The 22,329-nt window shown below is 64.3% G+C and carries 23 protein-coding genes; 12 read left to right on the plus strand and 11 right to left on the minus strand.

All coding sequences use genetic code 11. The annotated features are described in order from the left end of the window. Nucleotides 1-32: 32 nt before the first annotated feature. Nucleotides 33-2,699, plus strand: coding sequence for an alanine--tRNA ligase (alaS, locus tag JQC81_RS06950; RefSeq protein WP_203271086.1), 2,667 nt, complete (start codon nt 33-35; stop codon nt 2,697-2,699). Nucleotides 2,700-2,769: 70 nt separating this feature from the next. Here alaS and JQC81_RS06955 read toward each other — a convergent pair whose 3' ends face one another. The 3 genes from JQC81_RS06955 to JQC81_RS06965 all read right to left on the minus strand — a co-directional run bounded on the left by JQC81_RS06955 (nt 2,770) and on the right by JQC81_RS06965 (nt 5,130). Continuing rightward, entirely contained in the window at nt 2,770-4,059 is a 1,290-nt protein-coding gene (locus JQC81_RS06955) for a PQQ-dependent sugar dehydrogenase (protein WP_203271087.1), read from the minus strand. Then, complete coding sequence (locus JQC81_RS06960) at nt 4,056-4,487, minus strand: DUF2231 domain-containing protein (protein WP_203271088.1); 432 nt, start codon at nt 4,485-4,487, stop codon at nt 4,056-4,058. Before JQC81_RS06960 ends, JQC81_RS06955 begins: the two co-directional genes overlap by 4 nt. Before the next feature lie 175 nt (nt 4,488-4,662). Then, nucleotides 4,663-5,130, minus strand: coding sequence for a GFA family protein (locus JQC81_RS06965; protein ID WP_203271089.1), 468 nt, complete (start codon nt 5,128-5,130; stop codon nt 4,663-4,665). Nucleotides 5,131-5,363: 233 nt separating this feature from the next. Between JQC81_RS06965 and JQC81_RS06970 the strand changes: the two genes are divergently transcribed. Next, nucleotides 5,364-6,179, plus strand: coding sequence for a hypothetical protein (locus tag JQC81_RS06970; protein WP_203271090.1), 816 nt, complete (start codon nt 5,364-5,366; stop codon nt 6,177-6,179). A 142-nt stretch (nt 6,180-6,321) separates the two neighbouring features. Here JQC81_RS06970 and JQC81_RS06975 read toward each other — a convergent pair whose 3' ends face one another. Both JQC81_RS06975 and JQC81_RS06980 read right to left on the minus strand, forming a co-directional pair. Continuing rightward, nucleotides 6,322-7,536 carry an NADP-dependent isocitrate dehydrogenase gene (locus tag JQC81_RS06975; RefSeq protein WP_203271091.1) on the minus strand — a complete coding sequence of 405 codons (1,215 nt, stop codon included), beginning with the start codon at nt 7,534-7,536 and terminating at the stop codon, nt 6,322-6,324. Nucleotides 7,537-7,644: 108 nt separating this feature from the next. After that, on the minus strand, nt 7,645-8,031 hold the full coding sequence (locus tag JQC81_RS06980; protein ID WP_203271092.1) for a phospholipase A2 family protein: 387 nt from the start codon (nt 8,029-8,031) through the stop codon (nt 7,645-7,647). A 245-nt stretch (nt 8,032-8,276) separates the two neighbouring features. Here JQC81_RS06980 and JQC81_RS06985 point away from each other — a divergent pair, with 245 nt between their 5' ends. The 5 genes from JQC81_RS06985 to rpsD all read left to right on the plus strand — a co-directional run bounded on the left by JQC81_RS06985 (nt 8,277) and on the right by rpsD (nt 12,679). Beyond that, nucleotides 8,277-8,564, plus strand: coding sequence for a hypothetical protein (locus tag JQC81_RS06985; protein WP_203271093.1), 288 nt, complete (start codon nt 8,277-8,279; stop codon nt 8,562-8,564). Between the two features lie 149 nt (nt 8,565-8,713). Beyond that, a complete protein-coding gene (locus JQC81_RS06990) occupies nt 8,714-9,448 on the plus strand; it encodes an RNA methyltransferase (protein WP_203271094.1) in 735 nt (244 codons plus the stop codon). A 64-nt stretch (nt 9,449-9,512) separates the two neighbouring features. Continuing rightward, complete coding sequence (locus JQC81_RS06995) at nt 9,513-10,715, plus strand: dienelactone hydrolase family protein (RefSeq protein ID WP_203271095.1); 1,203 nt, start codon at nt 9,513-9,515, stop codon at nt 10,713-10,715. A gap of 9 nt (nt 10,716-10,724) precedes the next feature. Further along, complete coding sequence (gene murI / locus JQC81_RS07000) at nt 10,725-11,597, plus strand: glutamate racemase (protein ID WP_203271096.1); 873 nt, start codon at nt 10,725-10,727, stop codon at nt 11,595-11,597. A gap of 464 nt (nt 11,598-12,061) precedes the next feature. After that, the gene (gene rpsD, locus JQC81_RS07005) at nt 12,062-12,679 is read left to right on the plus strand and encodes a 30S ribosomal protein S4 (protein WP_036350633.1); all 618 of its coding nucleotides are present in this window, start codon (nt 12,062-12,064) and stop codon (nt 12,677-12,679) included. Between the two features lie 65 nt (nt 12,680-12,744). Here the strand turns inward: rpsD and JQC81_RS07010 are convergent, their stop codons facing one another. The 4 genes from JQC81_RS07010 to JQC81_RS07025 form a co-directional block, all read right to left on the minus strand. Beyond that, entirely contained in the window at nt 12,745-13,371 is a 627-nt protein-coding gene (locus JQC81_RS07010; protein WP_203271097.1) for a Spy/CpxP family protein refolding chaperone, read from the minus strand. Between the two features lie 188 nt (nt 13,372-13,559). Continuing rightward, nucleotides 13,560-14,111 carry an RBBP9/YdeN family alpha/beta hydrolase gene (locus JQC81_RS07015; protein WP_203271098.1) on the minus strand — a complete coding sequence of 184 codons (552 nt, stop codon included), beginning with the start codon at nt 14,109-14,111 and terminating at the stop codon, nt 13,560-13,562. 64 nt (nt 14,112-14,175) lie between these two features. Then, a complete protein-coding gene (gene purB, locus JQC81_RS07020) occupies nt 14,176-15,489 on the minus strand; it encodes an adenylosuccinate lyase (protein WP_203271099.1) in 1,314 nt (437 codons plus the stop codon). A 178-nt stretch (nt 15,490-15,667) separates the two neighbouring features. Next, complete coding sequence (locus JQC81_RS07025; protein WP_203271100.1) at nt 15,668-16,003, minus strand: ArsR/SmtB family transcription factor; 336 nt, start codon at nt 16,001-16,003, stop codon at nt 15,668-15,670. A gap of 43 nt (nt 16,004-16,046) precedes the next feature. On the opposite strand from JQC81_RS07025, the gene JQC81_RS07030 reads away from it, so the two are divergent. From JQC81_RS07030 to JQC81_RS07040, 3 genes are read left to right on the plus strand one after another with little or no spacing between them, the layout of a single operon-like run. Beyond that, nucleotides 16,047-16,661, plus strand: coding sequence for a DUF6428 family protein (locus JQC81_RS07030; protein WP_203271101.1), 615 nt, complete (start codon nt 16,047-16,049; stop codon nt 16,659-16,661). Nucleotides 16,662-16,669: 8 nt separating this feature from the next. Continuing rightward, nucleotides 16,670-17,212 carry an arsenate reductase ArsC gene (locus tag JQC81_RS07035; protein WP_203271102.1) on the plus strand — a complete coding sequence of 181 codons (543 nt, stop codon included), beginning with the start codon at nt 16,670-16,672 and terminating at the stop codon, nt 17,210-17,212. Beyond that, on the plus strand, nt 17,209-17,889 hold the full coding sequence (locus tag JQC81_RS07040; RefSeq protein WP_203271103.1) for an aquaporin: 681 nt from the start codon (nt 17,209-17,211) through the stop codon (nt 17,887-17,889). Before JQC81_RS07035 ends, JQC81_RS07040 begins: the two co-directional genes overlap by 4 nt. A gap of 53 nt (nt 17,890-17,942) precedes the next feature. Here the strand turns inward: JQC81_RS07040 and rpe are convergent, their stop codons facing one another. Next, nucleotides 17,943-18,614 (minus strand): ribulose-phosphate 3-epimerase, encoded by a 672-nt coding sequence (gene rpe / locus JQC81_RS07045; RefSeq protein ID WP_203271104.1) that lies wholly within the window; start codon nt 18,612-18,614, stop codon nt 17,943-17,945. A gap of 213 nt (nt 18,615-18,827) precedes the next feature. On the opposite strand from rpe, the gene JQC81_RS07050 reads away from it, so the two are divergent. Next, on the plus strand, nt 18,828-20,069 hold the full coding sequence (locus tag JQC81_RS07050; RefSeq protein ID WP_203271105.1) for an NAD(P)/FAD-dependent oxidoreductase: 1,242 nt from the start codon (nt 18,828-18,830) through the stop codon (nt 20,067-20,069). A gap of 481 nt (nt 20,070-20,550) precedes the next feature. Further along, nucleotides 20,551-21,312 carry a hypothetical protein gene (locus tag JQC81_RS07055; RefSeq protein ID WP_203271106.1) on the plus strand — a complete coding sequence of 254 codons (762 nt, stop codon included), beginning with the start codon at nt 20,551-20,553 and terminating at the stop codon, nt 21,310-21,312. Here the strand turns inward: JQC81_RS07055 and JQC81_RS07060 are convergent. Then, nucleotides 21,309-22,319, minus strand: a complete 1,011-nt coding sequence (locus JQC81_RS07060; protein WP_203271107.1) for a P1 family peptidase — start codon at nt 22,317-22,319, stop codon at nt 21,309-21,311. The genes JQC81_RS07055 and JQC81_RS07060 overlap by 4 nt on opposite strands. Nucleotides 22,320-22,329 lie beyond the last annotated feature (10 nt).

The following is a 22,329-nucleotide window of genomic DNA, read 5'->3' on the forward strand; positions in this document are numbered from 1 at the left end:
GAAAAGCCCAATACTTCGAGCTTGAGAACCCCATGAGCGGCGCCAACGAACTTCGGTCCATCAACGCAATCCGGTCGACCTTCCTCGATTACTTTGCCAAGAACGGCCATGAGGTGGTGGCCTCGAGCCCGCTCGTGCCGCGCAACGACCCGACCCTGATGTTCACGAATGCCGGCATGGTGCAGTTCAAGAACGTCTTCACGGGCGTCGAGAAGCGCCCCTACAGCACGGCCGCGACCTCGCAGAAATGCGTGCGCGCCGGCGGCAAGCACAACGATCTCGACAATGTGGGCTACACCGCGCGCCACCACACCTTCTTCGAGATGCTCGGCAACTTCTCCTTCGGCGACTACTTCAAGGAGCGTGCCATCGAGCTCGCCTGGAACCTGATCACCAAGGAGTTCGACCTGCCCAAGGACAAGCTCCTTGTCACCGTCTATCACACGGACGACGAGGCGGCCGACCTGTGGAAGAAGATCGCCGGCTTCTCGGACTCGAAGATCATCCGCATCCCGACCTCGGACAATTTCTGGCAGATGGGCGATACCGGCCCCTGTGGCCCGTGCTCGGAAATCTTCATCGATCAGGGCGACAAGCTCTGGGGCGGCCCTCCCGGCAGCCCGGAGGAGGATGGCGACCGGTTCCTCGAGTTCTGGAATCTCGTGTTCATGCAGTACGAGCAGATCGAGCCCGGCAACCGCATTGCCCTGCCGAAGCCCTCCATCGACACCGGCATGGGCCTTGAGCGCGTCGCCGCGATCCTGCAGGGCGTGCACTCGAACTACGACACGGACCTGTTCCGCACCCTCATCGAGGCCGTGGCCCACGCCACTGGCGTCGCCCCGGAGGGTGACCGCAAGGTTTCGCACCGAGTGATCGCCGATCACCTGCGCACCTCCTGCTTCCTCGTGGCCGATGGCGTGCTGCCGTCAAACGAGGGCCGCGGCTACGTGCTCCGGCGCATCATGCGCCGCGCCATGCGCCATGCGCAGCTGCTCGGCGCGCGCGATCCGATCATGTACCGCCTCGTGCCGGCTCTCGTGCGCGAGATGGGACTGGCCTATCCCGAGCTGATCCGCGCCGAGGCGCTGATCGTCGAGACCCTGCGGCTGGAAGAAACCCGCTTCCGCAAGACCCTGGAGCGCGGCCTCTCGATCCTCGACGAGGAGACCCGCAATCTCGGCGAGGGTCAGAACCTGTCCGGCGACACGGCCTTCACCCTCTACGACACCTACGGCTTCCCGCTCGATCTCACGCAGGATGCCCTGAAGCCGCGCGGCATCGGTGTCGACACGGAGGCCTTCGACGCCGCCATGCAGCGCCAGCGCGAGAAGGCCCGCGCAGCCTGGTCGGGTTCCGGCGAGGCGGCGACCGAGACCGTGTGGTTCTCGGTGAAGGAGCGCACCGGCGCCACCGAGTTCCTCGGTTACGATACTGAGACCGCCGAGGGCATCGTCCTGGCGCTGCTCAAGGATGGCCAGGAAGTCTCGGAACTGAAGGCCGGCGAGAGCGGCCTCGTGGTGCTCAACCAGACTCCATTCTACGGCGAGTCCGGCGGCCAGGTCGGCGATACCGGCGTGATGCAGGGCGAGGGCGCCCGCGTGTTCGTCACCGGCACCGAAAAGAAGCTCGGCGACCTGTTCGTGCACCACATCACCGTGGAGCACGGCTCCCTCAAGCTCAACCAGTCGCTGGAGCTGATCGTCGATCACGAGCGCCGTTCGGCCGTGCGCTCGAACCACTCAGCCACCCATCTCCTGCACGAGGCCCTGCGCCAGGTGCTCGGCGACCACGTGGCCCAGAAGGGCTCGCTCGTGGCGCCCGACCGCCTGCGCTTCGACTTCAGCCATCCCAAGCCTATTGAGGATGCGGAACTCGCCAAGGTCGAGGAGATCGCCAACAAGGTGCTGCTCCAGAACGAGCCGGTGGTCACCAAGCTCATGGCCGTTGACGAGGCTATCGAGTCCGGCGCCCGCGCGCTCTTCGGCGAGAAGTACGGCGACGAGGTCCGGGTGGTCTCCATGGGCAAGGCCGGCGATGCTAAGACCTTCTCCATCGAGCTCTGCGGCGGCACGCACGTGAACCGCACCGGCGACATCGGTGTCGTCACCATCGTGGGCGAGAGCGCGGTCGCGGCCGGCGTCCGCCGTCTTGAAGCCATGACGGGCGATGCCGCCCGCCGCTACCTCGCTGAGGAAAGCCGCAAGCTGCGCGAGGTCGCCAACATTCTCAAGACCCCGGTGGACGAGGTCTCGGCCCGTCTGAGCGCGCTCCTCGAGGAGCGCCGCAAGCTGGAGCGGGAGCTGGCCGAGGCCCGGCGCAAGCTCGCCATGGGGGGCGCATCCGGCGGCGGCGACCCGGTCAAGGATGTGGCCGGCATCAAGCTCATGGCCCGCGCGGTCACCGGCGTCGAGATGAAGGACCTCAAGAGCCTCGCCGACGAGGGCAAGAAGCGCCTCGGCTCCGGTGTCGTCGCCATCATCGGCGTTGGCGACGACGGCAAAGCGGGCATCGTGGTCGGCGTGACCGACGACCTGACCGACAAGGTCGATGCGGTCAGCCTCGTGCGCGTGGGTTCCGAAAAGCTCGGCGGCAAAGGCGGCGGCGGACGCCGCGACATGGCTCAGGCCGGCGGACCCGACGGCGCGCAGGCGGAAGCCGCGCTCGCCGCCATCGAGGCGGCTCTGTCGGCGGCCTGAGAACAGGCGTCATCCCGGACGGCGCAAGCCGATCCGGGATCGTTTGACGGAAGAGCGCCGATGCTGCGGCTCAGGGGCTGGTTCGCGTCACACGCCAGATCGTGTTCGACAGGTCGTCGGCCACGATCAGGGCGCCGCGCGGATCCACTGTGACCCCCACCGGGCGGCCGCGCGTGTTGCCCTCGTCGACCAGGAAGCCGGTGACGAAGTCGACCGGATCGCCGGCCGGCCGGCCGTTGCGGAACGGCACGAAGATCACTTTGTAGCCGACCGGATTGCTGCGGTTCCAGCTGCCGTGCTCGCCGATGAACACTCCTTCGGCGAAATTCTCGCCCATGGCTGGGGTCGAGAAGTCCAGGCCGAGGGCTGCCACGTGGGATCCCAGGGCATAATCCGGGCGGATCGCCGCGGCGACCTTCTCCGGATCCTGCGGCTGCGCCCGCGGGTCGACGTTCTGGCCCCAGTAGCTGTAGGGCCAGCCGTAGAAGCCGCCCTCCTTCACGGAGGTCAGGTAGTCCGGAACGAGGTTCGGGCCGATCTCGTCCCGCTCGTTCACCACCGCCCAGAGCTGGCCCGTTCCCGGCTGGATATCGAGAGCCGTGGGGTTGCGAAGGCCGGACGCGTAAGGCTTGTGCGCGCCCGTCTGCGCGTCGATCTGCCAGATCATCGCCCGGTCTTCCTCGACCTCCATCCCGCGCTCGCCGATATTGCTGTTGGAGCCGATGCCTACATAGAGAAAGCGCCCGTCCTCGCTGGCGGTCATCGCCTTGGTCCAGTGATGATTGATCACCGCCGGGAGGGCGGCCACCTGGACGGGCGGCCCGCTCGCCTGGGTCTGCCCCTCCTGGTAGTCGAAGCGCACCAGCGCATCCTGGTTGGCGACGAAAATGGCGCCGTTGACGAATGCGAGGCCATAGGGTGCGTTGAGGTTGTCGGCGAAGACGCCCTGCATCTCATAGGTGCCGTCGCCATTGGCGTCGCGCAGCAGGGTGAGCCGGTCGCCGCCCTTCACCGGACTCTTGCCGAGGCTCTTGATGAAGCCCGCGATGATGTCCTTGGGGCGGAGCGAGGGCGCGTAGCCGCCGGATCCTTCGGCCACCAGGATATCCCCGTTGGGAAGCACGATGGTTTGGCGCGGAATCTTGAGATCCGTGGCAATGGCTTGGATCTTGTATCCCTGCGGCACCTTCGGGAGATCGTTGCCCCAGTTGGCGGGCCTCGGGATCTTCATGGAAGGAAGCAGGCCGCGCTGCGGTTCGGGCAGATTCGGGTTTGCGCCATATTGCGGCGGCTCGGGCTCCCCGTTGCAGGCGGTGAGGGTGATGGCGAGGGCGCCGATCAGGAAGAGCGAGCGGATCATTTTACTTCTCCGGCACGAAACCCGGAATAACCGATCCAGGCGGCAACAAGGGCCAGGAGCGTCGTGATGATCGAAAGGTAGAGGCCTTCCGGCATGGTCGCCCAAGCGTCCTTGGCATGGACGAGAGCATTGATGAGCCCGAGCCCCCACATGGCGAGCAGCACGACGAAATAGGCGACCAGCCGCCCCTTGTCGGCCAGGCGCCTGCGAAACAGGTTGATCAGCGCCCAGAGCAGGGTGAAGCCGCCGACGAGCAGCCCGCCGGCGATGAGCCAGGACGAGAAGTTGGCCCATTGGATTTCATAGGTCGACCAATAGGCGAAGTCGCTCGCTAGCGCGCCCAGGAACAGGGGAAGCGGAAAAGCGAGTAGGATGGCGTGAAGGGGGTGGAGGTGCCTCAGATCATCTGGGCGGGACAGGGCAACCACAGCGTCTCCTCCCGTTCCTGGACGCGAAATTGATCCTGCGTCCGGCAAAGGTTCAAGGGGTCAATGCATCAACGGCCCGCAGGTTGCGGAAAAGAATCCGCATTCCCCGATCGAGGCTGGAGACCTGTCGACTATATGGTACGCTTTCGAGCCTTGGGCTTTTGTGGGATGCCCCTCAATCGTGGTCCGGGTGCTGCCGCGAGGCCATCTTCCGCAGTTCCTCCGGCGAGGCGCCATCCTCCGTCCGCTCCCCGGGCAGCGTGTGCAGCATCTCGAAGACCGAAAGCCTGCTCTCGATGCCGTACTGGATCTCCGGCGTGATCCGGCCGGGCTCGTCGAGGCTGCCGATGGAGACGGTGATGCGGTCGCGCTCCACGTAAGCGAAGGTCAGCGGCGTGCCGCAATCCCGGCAGAACCCACGCTCGACCGCTTCCGAACTCTTGAAGATGCCGGGCTGCCCCTTCGTCCAGACCAGATCCTCGCGTGGTACGCCGGTGAGCGGCGCGAAGTAGCTGCCGAACGCCTTCTGGCACATGCGGCAATGGCAGATGCTGGCATGGGTCGGCTCGGACATCAGCGCATAGCGCACCGCGCCGCACTGGCAGCCGCCGGTCAGGACGGGATCATTGTTTTCTGCAGGCATCGCTTTCCCTCCTGGCGTCTAGGGCACGATATCAGCCGGACCTTTGCCGAGTGACGTCAAGCCGGTGTCGCTTGTGCCCCAATATAACGCTGCCTTATGGTGTGGCCAGATGGGATGATTGCTAGGATCGTCCGGTACAAAGATAGCGGTCATCTATGTTGAAACGATGGTTTCGAAGGAGGGAAGAGTTCAATTCATTCTGGCATGGGGAAGCACTGAGTCCCATCGCCGTTATGTGTCTTAACTCTTTTCTGAGCCGCGGATTCACCGTCAATCTCTATACCTACGACCAGGTGAAGTTCGTCTCATTGGGAGTTCGCCTACGCTCTGCGGCAACCATTCTGCCAAGGGAGCGCCTCTTCGAGGCCCATGGCGGCTTCGAACATTTCGCTGATATCTTCCGCTACAACCTGATCAGGAAGGTCGGCGGCTGGTGGATCGATACGGATGTGGTCTGCAACAGCAACGATCCACCCAAGACGCCGATTGCATTCGCACCTTCGGACCGCGAGGGTCTGATTGCCAACGGACAGTTCAAGTTTCCGCGCAACCATCCCGTGATGGTGCGCGCCGCCAACGAGGCGCTGGCGGCCGATCTGTCCGCCTGGGGAGCGACAGGCCCGCAATTGTTGACGAAGATCATCGGCGAGGCAGGCGTCGATCAGCACCGCTGGAAACAGAAGGATCTCTATCCCTACCATTGGGCCGAAGCCGCCAAATCCCTGCTGCCGGAGTACCGCGACGAACTCGAGGACAGAACGAAGGGCTCTCCCTTCGTCCACATCTACACGGCGATGTTTCGCCTGCAATGCGGCTTCGATCATCACCGGTTTCTGCCGCCGAGCGGAAGTTACCTGGAGGCCCTCTATCTCCGATACGGAATAGGAGAAGCCGCAACAGCCCTCAAGCCGGTCGACGAAACGGCCTTGCGGAGAACCATCGTGCCGGCCGTTCAGGAGCCGTGGCTGCAGAATGTTCTGGCCAATGAGGGCCTGCGCTTCTTGCCTGCCGAGGCGCCCGCTATGATGTCTTCGACACAGCACGGATAGGAAGTCAGCGTCCCGCCCGTGTTGGTGTCGAGCATGCCAGAATTCGGCTGCCTCTGGTTTGAGCTGTAATTGCCACCCCAGAATAAAAAGCCCGGCGCTGGGCCGGGCTTTTTATCGTTCCAGAAAGGGGACGAGGCTCTGATCAAGCCGCCATCGCCTTCTTGAGGTTCTCGTCGATCTTGTCGAGGAAGCCGGTGGTGGAGAGCCACTTCTGCTCGGCGCCGACGAGCAGCGCGAGGTCCTTGGTCATGTAGCCGGACTCGACCGTGTCGACGCAGACCTTCTCGAGGGTCTGGGCAAAGCGGGCGAGCTCCTCGTTGTTGTCGAGCTTGGCCCGGTGCGCGAGGCCACGGGTCCAGGCGAAGATCGACGCGATAGAGTTGGTCGAGGTCTCCTTGCCCTTCTGGTGCTCGCGGTAGTGGCGGGTCACGGTGCCGTGGGCGGCTTCCGCCTCCACCGTCTGGCCGTCCGGCGTCATCAGCACGGAGGTCATCAGGCCAAGCGAGCCGAACCCTTGAGCCACCGTGTCGGACTGCACGTCGCCGTCGTAGTTCTTGCACGCCCACACATAGCCGCCCGACCACTTGAGGGCCGAGGCCACCATGTCGTCGATGAGGCGGTGCTCGTAGTGGATGCCGGCGGCGTCGAACTTCGCCTTAAATTCGTTGTCGTAGACATCCTGGAAGATGTCCTTGAAGCGGCCGTCATAGGCCTTGAGGATCGTGTTCTTCGTGGAGAGATAGACCGGGTACTTGCGGTTTAGGCCGTAATTAAACGAGGCGCGGGCGAAGTCGCGGATCGACTCATCCAGGTTGTACATGCCCATGGCGACGCCGGCGTCCGGGAACTTGAAGATTTCCTTCTCGATAACTGTGCCGTCCTCGCCCTCGAACTTGATCGTCAGGCGGCCCTTGCCGGGCACCTTGAAGTCCGTGGCCTTGTACTGGTCGCCGAAGGCGTGGCGGCCGACGATGATCGGCTGGGTCCAGCCGGGAACCAGGCGCGGAACGTTCTTGCAGATGATGGGCTCGCGGAAGATCACGCCGCCGAGGATGTTGCGGATCGTGCCGTTGGGCGACTTCCACATCTCCTTGAGCTTGAACTCCTCGACACGGGCCTCGTCCGGCGTGATGGTGGCGCACTTCACGCCGACGCCGTACTTCTTGATCGCCTCGGCGGCCTCGACGGTTACCTTGTCGTTGGTCGCATCGCGGTGCTCGACGCCCAAGTCGTAGTACTTCAGGTCGATGTCGAGATAGGGGTGGATCAGCTTGTCCTTGATGAACTGCCAAATGATGCGGGTCATCTCGTCGCCATCGAGTTCGACGACCGGATTGGCAACCTTGATCTTCGCCATGATCTCACCTTGCGCTTGAAGAGCTGGAACGGCCCTGCCGTCGGGCAGGAGTTGCCGGGGCTATAGCGCGGTTGAGGCCAGGGGGGAAGGTGGGGGCAGCAAAGGAATTCAGCCCTGTCCCGCTCGGCGTGGCATTTTCTCGGTCTCGGTGCAGAGCGCCGCGCTGAAGAGCGAATTCACGGTGGCGGCCTTGCTGCGGACCGCCTCCGGCGTTCTCGGGCTCTTGACCAGGGTCGCGGTGGCCTTGAGGAGGGCCTTGTCGCATTGGCAGGCACCGCGTCCGACGCGCTCGTAGCACAGGTCATGAGCCCGGCAGGCAGCGTCGAGGGCATCGACGGGAGAGGCCCGGTTCAGGTCGCCCGCGCCGCACCAGTTGCCGTGGAACAGGGGAGTGGGAGCCCCTGGCGATCCGGCTCCCACAGGCGCCGCCGCGGTCGGATTCGCCGACCAGAGGATCAGGCCCATTACGGCCGCAAGAGAACGTAAACGCGACACCTGATCGTTCCTTAGATTGGCTGACAATGTGACGCTCTAACGTAATTCACGAAGGAAATAAGAGACATCTGTGGGTTCAAGTTCCCGATTGGAGAATATTCGCCACTCTGCGTGTGCTGACGCACGGAAAGCCAAGCTTAAGCGTAGTTCAGATCTTCCCGTTCCGACGGATTCCTCAGGGGCATGCGGCGTAAAGCCGAAACCACAATGCTGTCGGAGCATGGTTCAACATAAAGGAAGCTGACATGCGTCTTGCACTTATTCTCGGAGCGACGGCCTTGGTTCTGGCCGGCTGCCAGACGACCGAGCAATCCATGAGCAATGCCGAATCCGTCTGCCGGGAAACCGGGCTGAAGCCCGGCACCGCTACCTACACCCGCTGCGTGAATGCGGGCTACCGGAACAACGTGGCCCAGTCGAACGCCGCCGCCAACCAAGCTGCGGCCGGTGCCGCAGTGGGCGTCGTCGGCGGCGCCGTGTTGGGTGCCGCGGTGGCCCGTCCGCATTACTATTGCGGCTGGGGCTGCTGGTAAGCCGCCTGTCACGTGTGTGCAGCGCCTCCTCGACCCATGTCGGGGAGGCTTTGCTTTTTGAACGGTCGCTGCGTTCGTCACCTAGGCGGGAAACCGCCTTTCGCTGTATGGGAGAGCAACTGACATCGACTGGCGTCTCCCGAACTCCCATGACTCGACCGATCATCATCCTCGTGGAACCGCAACTGGCCGAGAACATCGGCATGGTGGCCCGGGCCATGGCCAATTTCGGGCTCTCGGAACTGCGCCTCGTCTCTCCGCGCAACGGCTGGCCCAAGAAGGGCGCCCACTCGGCAGCCTCCGGTGCGACCCATGTGCTGGAAGGCGCCAAGCTCTACGACACGGTCCGCGAGGCCATCGCGGATCTCAACTTCGTCTTCGCCACCACGGCTCGGGAGCGGGGGCAGATGAAGCGGGTCTTCGCGCCCGACGACGCCATGAAGGAGGCGCAGCAGCGGTTGGGCGCGGAGCAGGGCATCGGCATTCTGTTCGGGCGCGAGCGCACGGGGCTCGAGAACGATGAGGTGTCGCTGGCGGATGCGATCATCACCTTTCCGGTCGACCCGAAATTCTCCTCGCTCAACTTGGCGCAGGCGGTCCTTCTCGTCTCGTATGAATGGTACAAGCTCGCCACCGGCGGCGCGCTGCCCTTCGAGGGCGGCAGAATCTCCCCGCCGGCGACTCGGGAGTCGGTGACGTCGTTCTTCGACTACATCGAGGCCGAACTCGACGCGGTGAACTTCTATCCAGAGGACAAGAAACCGATCATGACCCGCAACATGCGGGACATCTTCCACCGTCTCGAAATGACCGAGCAGGAGGTGCGCACCCTGCGTGGGGCGATTCGTGCCCTTGCGGAAGGGCGCAGGTTGAGAAAACCTTAAGCAAGTCGTGGCTTTATAACGGTCGGGCTCTATCTGCCCGATTGTAAGAGAGTTTGAGACGACGATGCGCCGCTTCCTGCTGCCTGTTCTGGTCCTTGGCGTCTCCCTGGCGGCCCCCCAGGCGCAGGCGGCCACCCCGCCGCAGCAGCCCGAGCAGGGGCCCGGCGGGCGCGACTACAAGGTCGCCGAGGTCATCAAGCGCGGTGTCGGCACCGCGAGCGCCGGAACCTTCGTGTTCCACGGCAGCGATACGCCTGCGAAGCCGCGCCCAGTCGTGATCCTTCTCCATTCCTGGGGGGCGGTGAACCCGGCGCTCTATGGCGGCTGGATCGATCACCTCGCCCGCAAGGGCAACCTCGTGCTTTTCCCGCGCTTCCAGGACGTGAACCGCTCGCAGCCGGCCGATGCCACGAACCTAGCCGAGACCCTGATCGGGAGCGCCCTGGCGGAGCTGGCCAACGATCCGAATGCCAGGCCGGACCGGGAGCGAGTGGCCCTCATCGGCCATTCGGCCGGCGTGCCGCTCGCCCTCAACCTCGCGGCCGGTGCCGGCGCAGGCAAGGTGCCGGCCCCCAAACTGATCTTCGGCCTGATGCCGGGTGGGATCGCGTCCAACGAGAAGGAGCGCGGCATCATGCTGCGGGACCTCTCGGCCATCGACCCGCAGACCCTGATCATCACCATGAGCGGCGACCGGGACTACCTGCCTGCCGACCGCGCCTCGCGGCTCATCCTGCAGCAGGCGAGCGCTGTGCCGGCCAACCGCAAGCTCTTCATGCGGGCCGGTTCCGACGATCACGGCTTCCCGGCGATCACCGCGACGCTTGCCTCCCCAGGCTCGCCGAAGGCGGACTACGATGCCGCTGCCATCAAGCTGCCGCCCGATCCGCCTCGCGATCCGAAGCAGAAGAACACCTGGCGCTGGAGCGCCGATATGGCTCTCTCCGGTCCGCAGACCATTCTCACGCAGCAGCTCGGTAACAACGGCACCGACACCCTTGATTACCTCGCCTACTGGAAGACCTTCGACATCGCCGCCGAAGCAGCGTTTGCCGGAAAAGATGCCGCTGCTCTTACGCGCGATCCGAAATTCGTCGACATGGGCACCTGGAGTGACGGCTGGCCCGTGCGGCGGCTCTCGGCGCAGATGCCCAAGGTCGAGGGGCAGGAGAAGAAGGAAGAGCCGGGGCCGCGCCGCAGGCTGAACATGGCGCCTCCGGAAACCAAGCAGGGGCTGTCCGACTTTATCGGCAAGTTGCGTTCGTAAGGGTGTGTCATGCGTGTCGATCTTCTGGCAGGGGCGACCTATAATCCTGCCGTCATGCCGTCGCCCGTTCCCACCATTCTCGTATTCGACTCAGGCCTCGGCGGCCTGACGGTTTTCTCGGAAGTCCTGAAGGCCCGTCCGGATGCCCGCTATGTCTATGCGGCGGACGATGCGGGCTTTCCTTATGGGCGCTTGAGCGAAGCCGTCCTGGCGGAGCGGGTCGTCAGCGTCATGGAGCGGCTGATCGGCCTGCACGATCCTGATCTCGTGGTGGTGGCCTGCAACACGGCGTCCACCGTGGTGCTGCCGCATCTGCGTGAGCGCTTCTCCGTGCCGTTCATCGGCACGGTTCCGGCCATCAAGCCAGCCGCTCAGATGACCCAAACGGGATATGTCACGGTGCTCGCGACCCCCGGCACGGTGGCGCGGGACTATACCCGCGACCTCATCGAAACTTATGCGGCAGGCTGCAAGGTCAACCTCGTGGGCTCACGCCGTCTCGCAGGCATCGCCGAGGCCGAAATGGCCGGCGAGCCCGTTCCGGATGACGAGCTGATGAGCGAGCTCCAGCCGTGCTTCGTCGCGGACGAGGGTGGTCGCACCGACGTGGTCGCCCTGGCCTGCACCCATTATCCGCTGCTCCTGCCGCGCTTCCAGGCACTGGCGCCATGGCCCGTCACCTGGATCGACCCGGCGCCTGCCATCGCTCGCCGGGTGACTCAGCTGATCGGGCATCCGGTGCCGGGCCATGAGGCGGACGAGAACGAGACTGTCGCCGTGTTCACCAGCGGCGCAGGGATCGGCCCCGCCCTGCGGGGAGCCTTGCAGGACAAGGGCTTGCCGGTCCTGGCCATCGAGGACATGCCGCTGCTGGTGGGGTAACCACCGGCTCGTCATCCCGGACGGCAGAGCCGATCCGGGATCGTAAAACCAGCCCAGCACTGTCATTCCGGGGCCGCGCAGCGGAGCCCGACCGAAAGGGCCACGCCGCAGGAGGGGAAATCCATAACTACGACCTATATCAATCCTGGCACTGTCAGCGGTTATGGATTCCCGCCTCCGCGGGAACGACCATGTCGAGGTTCACGAGCTACATCTTGCTCATGTTCCCGGGTTCTGCTGCGCAGCCCGGGGATGACGATTGAAGATTGACTTTCCGGCCTTTTCCACCTAAACCCCACCCGTTCACGCGGTCCTTAACGGGGCCGCGTAACTTTTTACGCTCCCGTGGCCCGGCTCCGGTCGGCCTGTCGTCCTGTCCCTCGAGCGGCCCCTTGGGCCTTCTCGGGAATGACGGGAAGAGGAGGGCGCGTTCCTCGCAAATTCGACAACAAAGAGGAACAGCGATGTCGAAGCGCATTCAAGCCAAGCATAAGCTTGACCGCCGTATGGGTCAGAATATCTGGGGCCGCCCGAAGAGCCCTGTGAACCGCCGCGAATACGGCCCCGGCCAGCACGGCCAGCGCCGCAAGGGCAAGATGTCCGACTTCGGCACGCAGCTGCGTGCCAAGCAGAAGCTCAAGGGCTACTACGCGAACATCACCGAGAAGCAGTTCCGCCGCTACTACGCGGAGGCAATCCGCCAGAAGGGCGACTCCGGTGAGAACCTGGTCGGCCTACTCGAGCGGCGTCTCGACGCGGTCGTGTACCGCGCGAAGTTCGTTGCGACCCCCTTCGCCGCCCGTCAGTTCGTCAACCATGGTCACGTGAAGGTCAACGGCCGCCGCGTGAACATCCCGAGCTTCCTCGTGAAGCCGGGTGACGTGATCGAGGTGAAGGACAAGTCGAAGCAGCTCGAGGTCGTCGTGGTGGCGAGCCAGCTCGCTGAGCGCGATGTGCCGGACTACATCGAGGTCGATCACTCCAAGATGACGGCCCGCGTCACGCGCATCCCGACCCTGTCGGAAGTGCCGTACCCGGTCCAGATGGAGCCGAACCTCGTGATCGAGTTCTATTCGCGCTAATCGCTGCGAAAGCTCACTTACAAACGAAAAGGCCGCCCATCGGGCGGCCTTTTTGCTTATCAGTCTTACTGCTGCTGAGTCGGAGCGCGCGGACCGTGGTCCATCCCGCCGCGGCCATGATCCATCATGCCCATGCGGTGACGGTCGCCATGGTGGCCCCGACGGCCGCCGCGGTGGTGCCAGCGCGGACCGTCCTCATGGACGGCTTCGCGCATGAGGCGGGGGGCGATCCGCTTCTGGTCCTCCGTCAGCGTGTCCCAGAGGGGGCGAAGGGCCGTCGCGACGGCCGTCGAGCGCTGGGCCCGTTCCGTCACCATGGCGCTGCGCCGCTCGAGGCGCTGCATGAAGTCCATGGAGCGGCGCTCGTCGCGGTCCGGGCGCTCCTGCATGCGGGTGAACCGCTCGCCGGCAGCCGTGCGGATGGCGCTCTCCACAGGCGCCCAGAGACGCTCCTGATCGGCGCTGAGCTTCAGGCCGGCCCTGATCGAGGCGATGCGGGCGTCAACGAGACGGTTGTAATCGTCCTGGGTCAGGCGCGGACGGCGATCCTGCCGGTCCTGATCCTGCGCCTGCGGTGCAGCCGGGGGCGTCGGGCTAGCCGGCGCCGCAGGGGCGGGCGTCTGCTGGGCCAGGGCATAGGTACCGGAGCCGGCCAGCAGGGCTGCGAGAGCGAAGGTGGCGATCTTTGTCATGCGGATATCCTCCGTATTGGCGATAAGGACAAGATTGCTCCCAGCCTGCTCTCGCTCCCATGACTGCCGCATGAACTTTTCGTCATGTGATGATGGGGCCGGAGAACGCATCCGGCATATGTTCACTGTCATTCCGGGGCCGCGCAGCGGAGCCCGGAATGACAGTAGAGAGGAGGTGGCGTGACCCCTCACAGGCGCTTCAGGAATCCCGCAAACCGCATCAGCCCCTCAGGCCAGGGGCCATGGCCGCTTTCCGTGTTGAGGTGGCCGGCATCGCCCGCGTCGACCACGGCCGCGCCCCAGGCATAGGCGATGTCCTCCGCCTTGGCGTAGTCGCAATGCGGGTCGGTGCGGCTGGCCACCAGGACCGACGGGAACGGGAAGGGATCGCGCGGGATCGGCGCGAAAGCACGGTCGATGGCCGGGATGAAGTCGGGCCGCTCCACGTCCGGCATGCTGACCAGGAAGGCGCCCTGCACCTTACCTCTCACCAGGAGAGGGGCCCCATGGGCGATGGCGAGCACGCCGAGGCTGTGGCCGACCAGCACCACGGGCTTTTCGGCACGCTTCACATCCTGGACGATGCGCGCGACCCAGGCGTCCTTGCTGGGAGCGTCCCAGTTCTCCTGCTCAACCCGCCACGCGGTCGAGAGCTGGCGCTCCCATCGGCTTTGCCAATGGTCGATGCCGGAGTTTTCATAGCCAGGAACGATGAGGATGTCGCAATCGGAGGTTTTCATGCCCCGGAGATAAAGGGCGCTTGAGCCTCGTTCAAGCGCCCCTCTTCAACTCCGTATCCCAGGGCTATGCGGCGCCGGCCCCGAAGACCCGCGTGAAGATCGTGTCCACATGCTTGAAGTGGTAGCCGAGGTCGAAGCAGGTCTCGATCTCCTCCGCCGACAGGTATTTGGTCACGTCGGCATCGTTCTTGAGAAGCGTGAGGAAGTCGCCTTCGCCGCGCCAGACCGGCATGGCGTTACGCTGGACGAGTCGGTAGGCGTCCTCGCGGGAGGCGCCCTTCTGCGTGAGCGCCAGCAGGACTCGCTGCGAATGCACCAGGCCCCCGAGGCGGTCGAGGTTCTTCTGCATGTTCTCAGGGTAGACCACGAGCTTGTCGATGACGTTGGTGAGCCGTGCCAAGGCGAAGTCCAAGGTCACGGTGGCATCGGGGCCGATCATGCGCTCGACGGACGAGTGGGAGATATCCCGCTCGTGCCAGAGCGCCACATTCTCCATGGCCGGCATCGCATAGGCGCGCACCATGCGGGCAAGGCCCGTCAGGTTCTCGGTGAGCACCGGGTTGCGCTTATGGGGCATGGCCGACGAGCCCTTCTGGCCGGCCGAGAAGAACTCCTCGGCCTCCAAGACTTCGCTGCGCTGCAGGTGGCGCACTTCCGTGGCCAGCCGCTCGATGGAGGAGGCGATGACGCCGAGCGTGGCGAAATACATGGCGTGCCGGTCGCGCGGAATGACCTGGGTCGAGACCGGCTCGACAGCCAAGCCCATCTGCTCGGCCACGTACTCCTCGACGCTCGGGTCGATGTTGGCGAAGGTGCCGACGGCGCCGGAGATGGCACAGGTGGAGATTTCCCGCTGGGCCTCGATGAGCCGGAGCTTGCAGCGCTCGAACTCGGCATAGGCCTGGGCGAGCTTGAGGCCGAAGGTGGTGGGCTCCGCATGGATGCCGTGCGAGCGGCCGATGGTCGGCGTCATCTTGTGCTCGAGGGCTCGGCGCTTGATGGCGGCGAGCAGCTCGTCCATGTCGCGCAGCAGGATGTCCGTGGCGCGGGCGAGCTGCACGTTGAACGTGGTGTCGAGCACATCGGACGAGGTCATGCCCTGGTGGACGAAGCGGGCCTCGGGGCCGACAATCTCCGAAAGGTGCGTCAGGAACGCGATGACGTCGTGCTTGACCTCGCGCTCGATAGCGTCGATCCGCTCCACGTCGAAAGTCGCTTTCGAGCCCTTCTCCCACACCGTCTCAGCCGCCTCCTTCGGCACGACGCCGAGATTGGCGAGCGCCGTCGTGGCATGGGCCTCGATCTCGAACCAGATGCGGAACTTGGTTTCCGGCGACCAGATGGCCACCATCTCGGGACGGCTGTAACGAGGAATCACGGGTCTTCTCCTGCAGGCGCGGCGCGAAGCTCAATGTAGCCGTTTAAGGCCGTAGCCTTTCCGCCTTTGACGGTTGGCCTCAACGGCTCGGAGAACGGTTCCAAGGGCGATGGCGTGGTGACTATGTGATGACCGTGACGATGACAAGCCTCGTGCATCTTTGGGGCGGTGAGACTGTTCAGGAGCAAACGATTGTCGGTGGGCAACATTCTGGCGCAACCACACGCGGATCACCTGCACAGCAATCCTCCATAAGGAACCGGATAAGATCGCGCAGGGCTGAGTAGCCTGCACTGTAGATGATCGACCGAGCCTCTCGACGAGCCTCGACCAATCCAGCACGTTCCAGGTGGGATAGGTGAAATGAGATGTTCGAGGGTGAGACTCCGATTTCCTCCGCTATGGCTCCCGCTGCCATTCCCTCAGGGCCGGCCTGCACAAGCAGGCGGAGGACCCGCAGGCGCGTCTCCTGAGCCAGCGATCCGAACGCAGTAATAACTTGACGCTCATCCATATTTCAATAATCCTTGAATTATTGAAATGGAGGATAACGCATCGTGAACCTGCTTGCCAGTACCTTAAGCCCTGCAACGGCCCAGCGATACGCCATGGCTATTGCAGACCCCACTACCGGGGCTTTTCTCGACAAGCTTCAGTTCCATGAAGCGCTCCCGCTCGTGATTGCCTATGCCGGTCGCGTGACCAAGGCGGGCTACCACGTTACAGAAATCAAGGCAGGCCGATTCTCGGGCCTGGATTGCGGGGCCAACTCAGAGGCTTGGACCGAGACCTTCATCCAAGTCTGGGACGTTCCTGGCGAGCCACAGAGCCGAATGATGACGGTCGGCAAGTTCCTCGCCATCATGGACAAGGTGGCCCGCGACGTTGGCCTCGATCCCGCCTCGCGCCTTACCTTCGAGTGCGGCGACGATTTGGGTGTAATCGGTCTGTATGCGGTCGATGGCATTGCCGTCGAACCGGAACGGGTTCTGGTCTCGCTCACCCCGCGCCACGCATCGTGCAAGCCTCGCGACCGCTGGTTCGAAACAAATGGGATCGATAAGCCCGTGCGCCTGACTGAAGATGATGCGCTCACCGAGAAGGGCATCACGTCTGCTGTGTCAGGATGCTGTTCAACCGAGAAGTCCCCCTCAAACGCTAAGTGTTGTTAGAGGCTGCTATGACCGAGCGAATCTACATTGTTCTCTTTCTCTGCACCGGCAACACGGCCCGGTCCATCCTGGCTGAGGGGATCCTGCGCAAGGACGGAGCAGGCCTCTTCAATGCGTTCTCGGCGGGGAGTCAACCGAAAGGGACCGTGAACCCGCTCGCCATCAAGGTGCTCGGGGCTCACGACTACCCCACGGAGGGCTTTCGTTCGAAAAACTGGGATGAGTATGCGCAGCCGAACGCGCCTGTGATGGATTTCGTGATTACCGTCTGCGACGGCGCCGCTGGAGAGGCTTGCCCAATCTGGCCAGGGCACCCTTCCGTCGCTCACTGGGGCATCGAAGATCCCGCGGCAGTTCAGGGTTCCGCCATGGACAAGGAGCGCGCCTTTGAGCAGGCATTCCGGTTCCTCAGAAACCGGATCGGAACGTTTATCAGCCTCCCGTTGGCGAGCCTGGACCGGTTCGCGGTCGGCTCCCGTCTGCGCGAGATCGGCCATATGGAAGGCGCGAGCATTGGGGTGACAACCGAAAACGGCCCACAGCTCCGATGACGTTCCCCCTCGTGAAGCGGATGACGGCGGAAGCCCTCGGAACAGGTTTCCTCGTCGCAACTGTCGTGGGCTCCGGGATCATGGCGGACAAGCTGGCGGGCGGAAATACGGCGCTCGCTCTCCTGGGAAACACGCTGCCGACGGGAGCCATTCTGATTGTGCTGATCCTTACGCTGGCTCCAATCTCGGGAGCTCACTTCAATCCTGCTGTGTCGCTGGTCGAGAGCTTCATGGGCGGGCTGCCATGGCGGGAGCTGGCTCCCTACGTCACGGCTCAGATCGCTGGCGGCTGTCTTGGTACACTGACCGCCCATGGCATGTTTGATCTGGCTCTCATCCAGGCATCTGCCACCGCCCGGACAGGTGTGGCGCAATGGTTCGCTGAGTTCGTGGCGACCTTCGGTTTGCTGATGACGATCCACGCTGTGGTGAAATTTCGGATCGGGGCCATTCCCTTTGCTGTCGGGCTCTACATCACGGCGGCCTACTGGTTCACCTCCTCGACCTCCTTCGCCAATCCGGCTGTGACCATTGCACGAGGCCTCACGGCCACGTTCGCGGGGATCGCACCCGCGAGCGTACCGGCATTTATCCTCGCTCAACTTCTTGGAGGGCTGACCGCTATGGCTTTGACGAAGTGGCTGCTCGATTCCAATCCTCGGAGCCCAAGTCCCTAGGCAATGTGCCGCCAGGTGTGCGAACCGGATCGAGCCGATCCGGCGCACAAAAATCAACGCGCCTTTTCAGCCGCCTCGCGGATGGCCGCCATGTTGGCAGCATAGGCCGAAGGCCCGCCCTTGAAGGTCGCGGAGCCGGCAACCAGCGCGTTGGCGCCGGCGGCAGCGACCAGCGGGGCCGTCTCGGCCGTCACGCCGCCGTCGATCTCGATATCGATGTCGCGGTCGCCGATCATGGCCTTCACCCGCCGGGTCTTCTCGCAGACGGAGCCGATGAAGGCCTGGCCGCCGAAGCCGGGATTGACCGTCATCAGCAGCACGAGATCCACCATGTCGAGCACCGGCTCGATGGCGGATTCGTGGGTGCCGGGGTTGAGCACCACGCCGGCCTTCTTGCCGAGCGCCCGAATGGTCTGGAGCGACCGGTGCAGGTGCGGTCCTGCCTCCGCATGGATGCTGATGATGTCCGCGCCCGCCTTGGCGAAGGCCTCCAGGTACGGGTCTACCGGTGCGATCATCAGATGCACGTCGAAGACCTTCCGGGTGTGGGGGCGCAGGGCCTTCACCACGTCCGGTCCGATGGTGATGTTGGGCACGAAATGGCCGTCCATCACGTCGATGTGGATCCAGTCGGCGTCGGCGGCGTCGACGGCGCGGATTTCCTCGCCGAGCTTGGAGAAGTCGGAAGCCAGGATCGAGGGAGCGATGAGCAGGGGGCGTGTCATGGCCGCGCCGGTAGCACGAGCCTGCCCGCACGGCAACGGGACATCGGCTGCGATGCAATGAACCAGTCCAATACCACTCGCCTGGGGAGAGGTCCGCTTGCTGCAGGAAATCCGTGGACGGCCTCGGTCCAGGAGGAGTAAAGATGGCCTCGTTTGAACGATACGAGCGCGCCGTTCGTCCTCGAAGGGCGCCGCAGATGGGGCAGGGCCTTCATGCGTAAGGATGTGGTTGTTCTCGGGGCCGGCATCGTCGGTGTGTCCATTGCCGTGCATCTGCAGAAGCGCGGACGGTCGGTCCTGCTCGTCGACAAGCGCAAGCCCGGCGAGGAGACCTCCTTCGGCAATGCCGGCCTGATCCAGCGCGAGGGTGTCTACCCTTACGGCTTCCCGCACGATTTCGGCGCGCTGCTGCGCTATGCGCTGAACAACACCATCGACGCCCATTACCACTGGGCTGCGATCCCGAAGCTCGCGCCGTTCCTGTGGCAGTACTGGATGCATTCGCGTCCCGCACAGCACAAGGCGATCGCGCGCATGTACGCGCCCCTGATCGAGCGCAGCGTCACCGAGCACATGGCGCTGGCCGAGGAATCCGGCTCCACGCACCTGATCCGCCCCACCGGCTGGATGAAGGTGTTCCGCGACGAGAAGAGCCGCGACGAGCAGTTGCGTGATGCGGAAGAGGTGAGGCGCGACTTCGCCGTCAACTTCGATGCACTCGACACCCGGGCCGTGGCCGAGCGTGAGCCGCACCTCAAGGTGGAGACGAAGGGCGGCATCCATTGGACCGACCCGGCTTCCGTGTCGGATCCGCACCTGCTCACCATGGGCTATGTCGGCCTGTTCGAGCGCCTCGGCGGCGAGTTGGCGGCGGGCGATGCCAAGACCCTGGAGGAGACCGCGACCGGCTGGCGCGTCCAGACCGAGCGGGGACCCGTGGAGGCCGGCGCCGTCGTGGTGGCGCTCGGCGCCTGGGCCGACGTGGTGACGAAGCAGCTTGGCTACAGCCTGCCGCTGGCGGTCAAGCGCGGCTACCACATGCATTACAAGCCGCAGGGCAATGCGGTGCTCAACCGCCCGACCCTCGACTTTGACCGCGGCTATTTCCTAGCCCCGATGTCGAAGGGCATTCGCCTCACGACGGGAGCGGAATTCGCCCATCGCGATGCGCCCAAAACGCCTGTGCAACTCGGGCGGGCCGAGCCGATCGCCAAGGAATTCTTCCCCCTGGGCGAGCGGGTCGATCCAGAGCCCTGGATGGGCATGCGCCCCTGCACGCCGGACATGATGCCGGTTATCGGACCGGCGCCCAAGCACAAGAACCTCTGGTTCGGCTTCGGCCACGCACACCACGGCCTCACCTTGGGCCCGGTGACGGGCCGGCTTCTTGCAGAAATGATCACGGGAGAGCAGCCAGTGGTCAATCCACAACCCTACCGGGCGGAGCGCTTTTAAAACTTATATCCTCGGTTGTGATCCCCTCTGCCGGAACGTTATCCTATATATTTAGAGGGGAAGTGCTTGTGTGAGATATTGGAACGTTTATGATTGGCCCCGCCGTTATGGGGGGCTGAATGCTGGGCAACGACCGGTCGCTGATCAGTGACATCTATGAGGCTGCTGTAACTCCCGAGGGATGGTTCAAGGTTCTTGAGCAGATTTCGGCCTTCGCGGGTGTCGAAGGCGGCTCCATGGTCGTCGTGTCGGGAAGCGGCACAAGATCCTGGGTGGCCACAGACCGTTTCGGCCCGATCCTGCAGGACTTCTACGCCGGGGATGGCATCTGCGGAATGACTGGTCCGACAGGGCCAGCCAGCGGCGGCAGCTCCGGTTCTTCGACGAGACGGAGATCTTCGCGCCGGGCGAGCTCGATTCCGTTCCCCTGTACAGGGACTTCATCCGGCCGCGCGGAGCCGGGTGGTCCGCTGGGGCGATCATGCAGATCCCCGGGGGCGGCAACATCACCATGCGGTTTGAGCGCCCGTTCGACCATGGGCCGATGGACGACAGGCTAAGGGCACGGCTTGACAGGCTCAGGTCCCATCTTGCCCGCGCCTCGCTTCTGTTCAGCCGCCTCGGATTGCGGCAGGCCCGTTCCGTCGTATCCGCCCTGCAGTTCATGGACGTCCCGGCGGCCGTCCTCACCCGAAACGGACGGCTGCTTGCCTGCAACAGCTTGATGGAAGACCGGCTGTCCCAGATCGATTTAAGGGCCGGGGACCGGGTCGTCTTCACGGATGAAGGCGCGCAATGCACTTTGAGCGAGAGCCTGATGCGGATCACGGCCGGTCTCTTCGATCAGCTGCGTGGCCCTATCCCAATTCCAGCAACGGAGGAGCACGGGCCTGCGGTCGCCTACCTGATCCCGATGTGCGGGGCTGCCCAGGATCTGTTCGGCTGTGAGACCACACTCCTCATGATCCGCCCGGCCTGTTCGCAGAACAGGCTCATGGATTTGGTGCGCACCCGATTTGCGATCGATGCCGGCGAGGCTCAGCGCTGGGCGAAGCTCGTCGCAGCCGCATCCCCACGGCTGGCTGCCGCTCTCCTGGCCTCGACCGAGAATGTACAGGCAGTTCTGGATCGTACGCTTGGGAGAGCCCAGAACGGTCTCAAAGCCCGCATGGCGGGGTTCCTGTTGCGGTTCAGCGAAGACCCTGAATATTGCTCTGCCGCAGGGGGAGCGGTGCTGCACTAGCCTCGGGCATTGTTCTTGAACAGATCTCTCCAAGCCGGCTGCGCGTCCGGGAAGGGCAGGGCGGTTGCCTCGTAGATGCCGCGGGCGATGGCGCGGGTCAGGCAGTCAGCGGCCAGCGCGGTGATTTCCGTGAACTCCGCTGCCTCGTCCCGCAGGGGTTTGCGCCCAGTGGCGGCGGCGAAGATCGTATCGCCGTCGAACAGGGCGTGGGAGAAGCGCAAGCCCCGGGCGAGGCCGGCATGGGACGCGATGGCGAGGCGCTTGATCTGCGCCTTCGTCAGAACCGCATCGGTAGCGATCAAGGCAATGGTGGTGGCTGGCTGAGGTCCGCCTTTCCAGATGAGCGAACGCATCTCGGGGCTGACCCGAGGCAGGAGCCCCAGCCCGCCGAATTCGCTGCCCTGCTCATGGGCTCCGGCCCAGAAATGCGGGCCATCGCCGATCACGGCAGAGGCGACGGCATTCACGATCACGAGCGCGCCGACCATGTGTCCGGAAGAGGTGACGGTGCTTGCCGAGCCGAGCCCACCCTTCAGGTTGGCCGTTGTGGCGCCGTAGCCGCCGCCGGCGGTGCCGAGGGCAAAGTCGTGCCCGGCCTGTGCCGCTGCCTGATATCCAAGCTCGCGATAGGGCGGATAACGGCCCCAATCCTTGTTGCCGCCGTTGATGAGATCGAAGCTGGAGGCCTGGCAGACGATGGGCACCAGGGCTTCCCTGACCGCAAAGCCGACTCCCTGTTCCCTGAGATAGGCCTGAACGCCGCTCGATGCATCGAGGCCGAAGGCGGAGCCACCGGAGAGGACGACGCCGTGGATGCCCGGCACCATCTTGTCGGGATCGAGCAGATCGGTCTCGCGGGTGGCGGGCGCCCCGCCCATGGCAAAGCAGGAGGCGACAGCCGGCTCGTCGAAGAGCGCCACCGTAACGCCGGAGCCGAGGGCGCCGTCGTGGGCATTGCCGACGCGAAGGCCTGGCACATCGGTGATGAGATTGCGGGTTTGGGTCATGGCCATCAGC

This window comes from Microvirga arabica, from assembly GCF_016811235.1.
Taxonomy (GTDB): domain Bacteria; phylum Pseudomonadota; class Alphaproteobacteria; order Rhizobiales; family Beijerinckiaceae; genus Microvirga; species Microvirga arabica.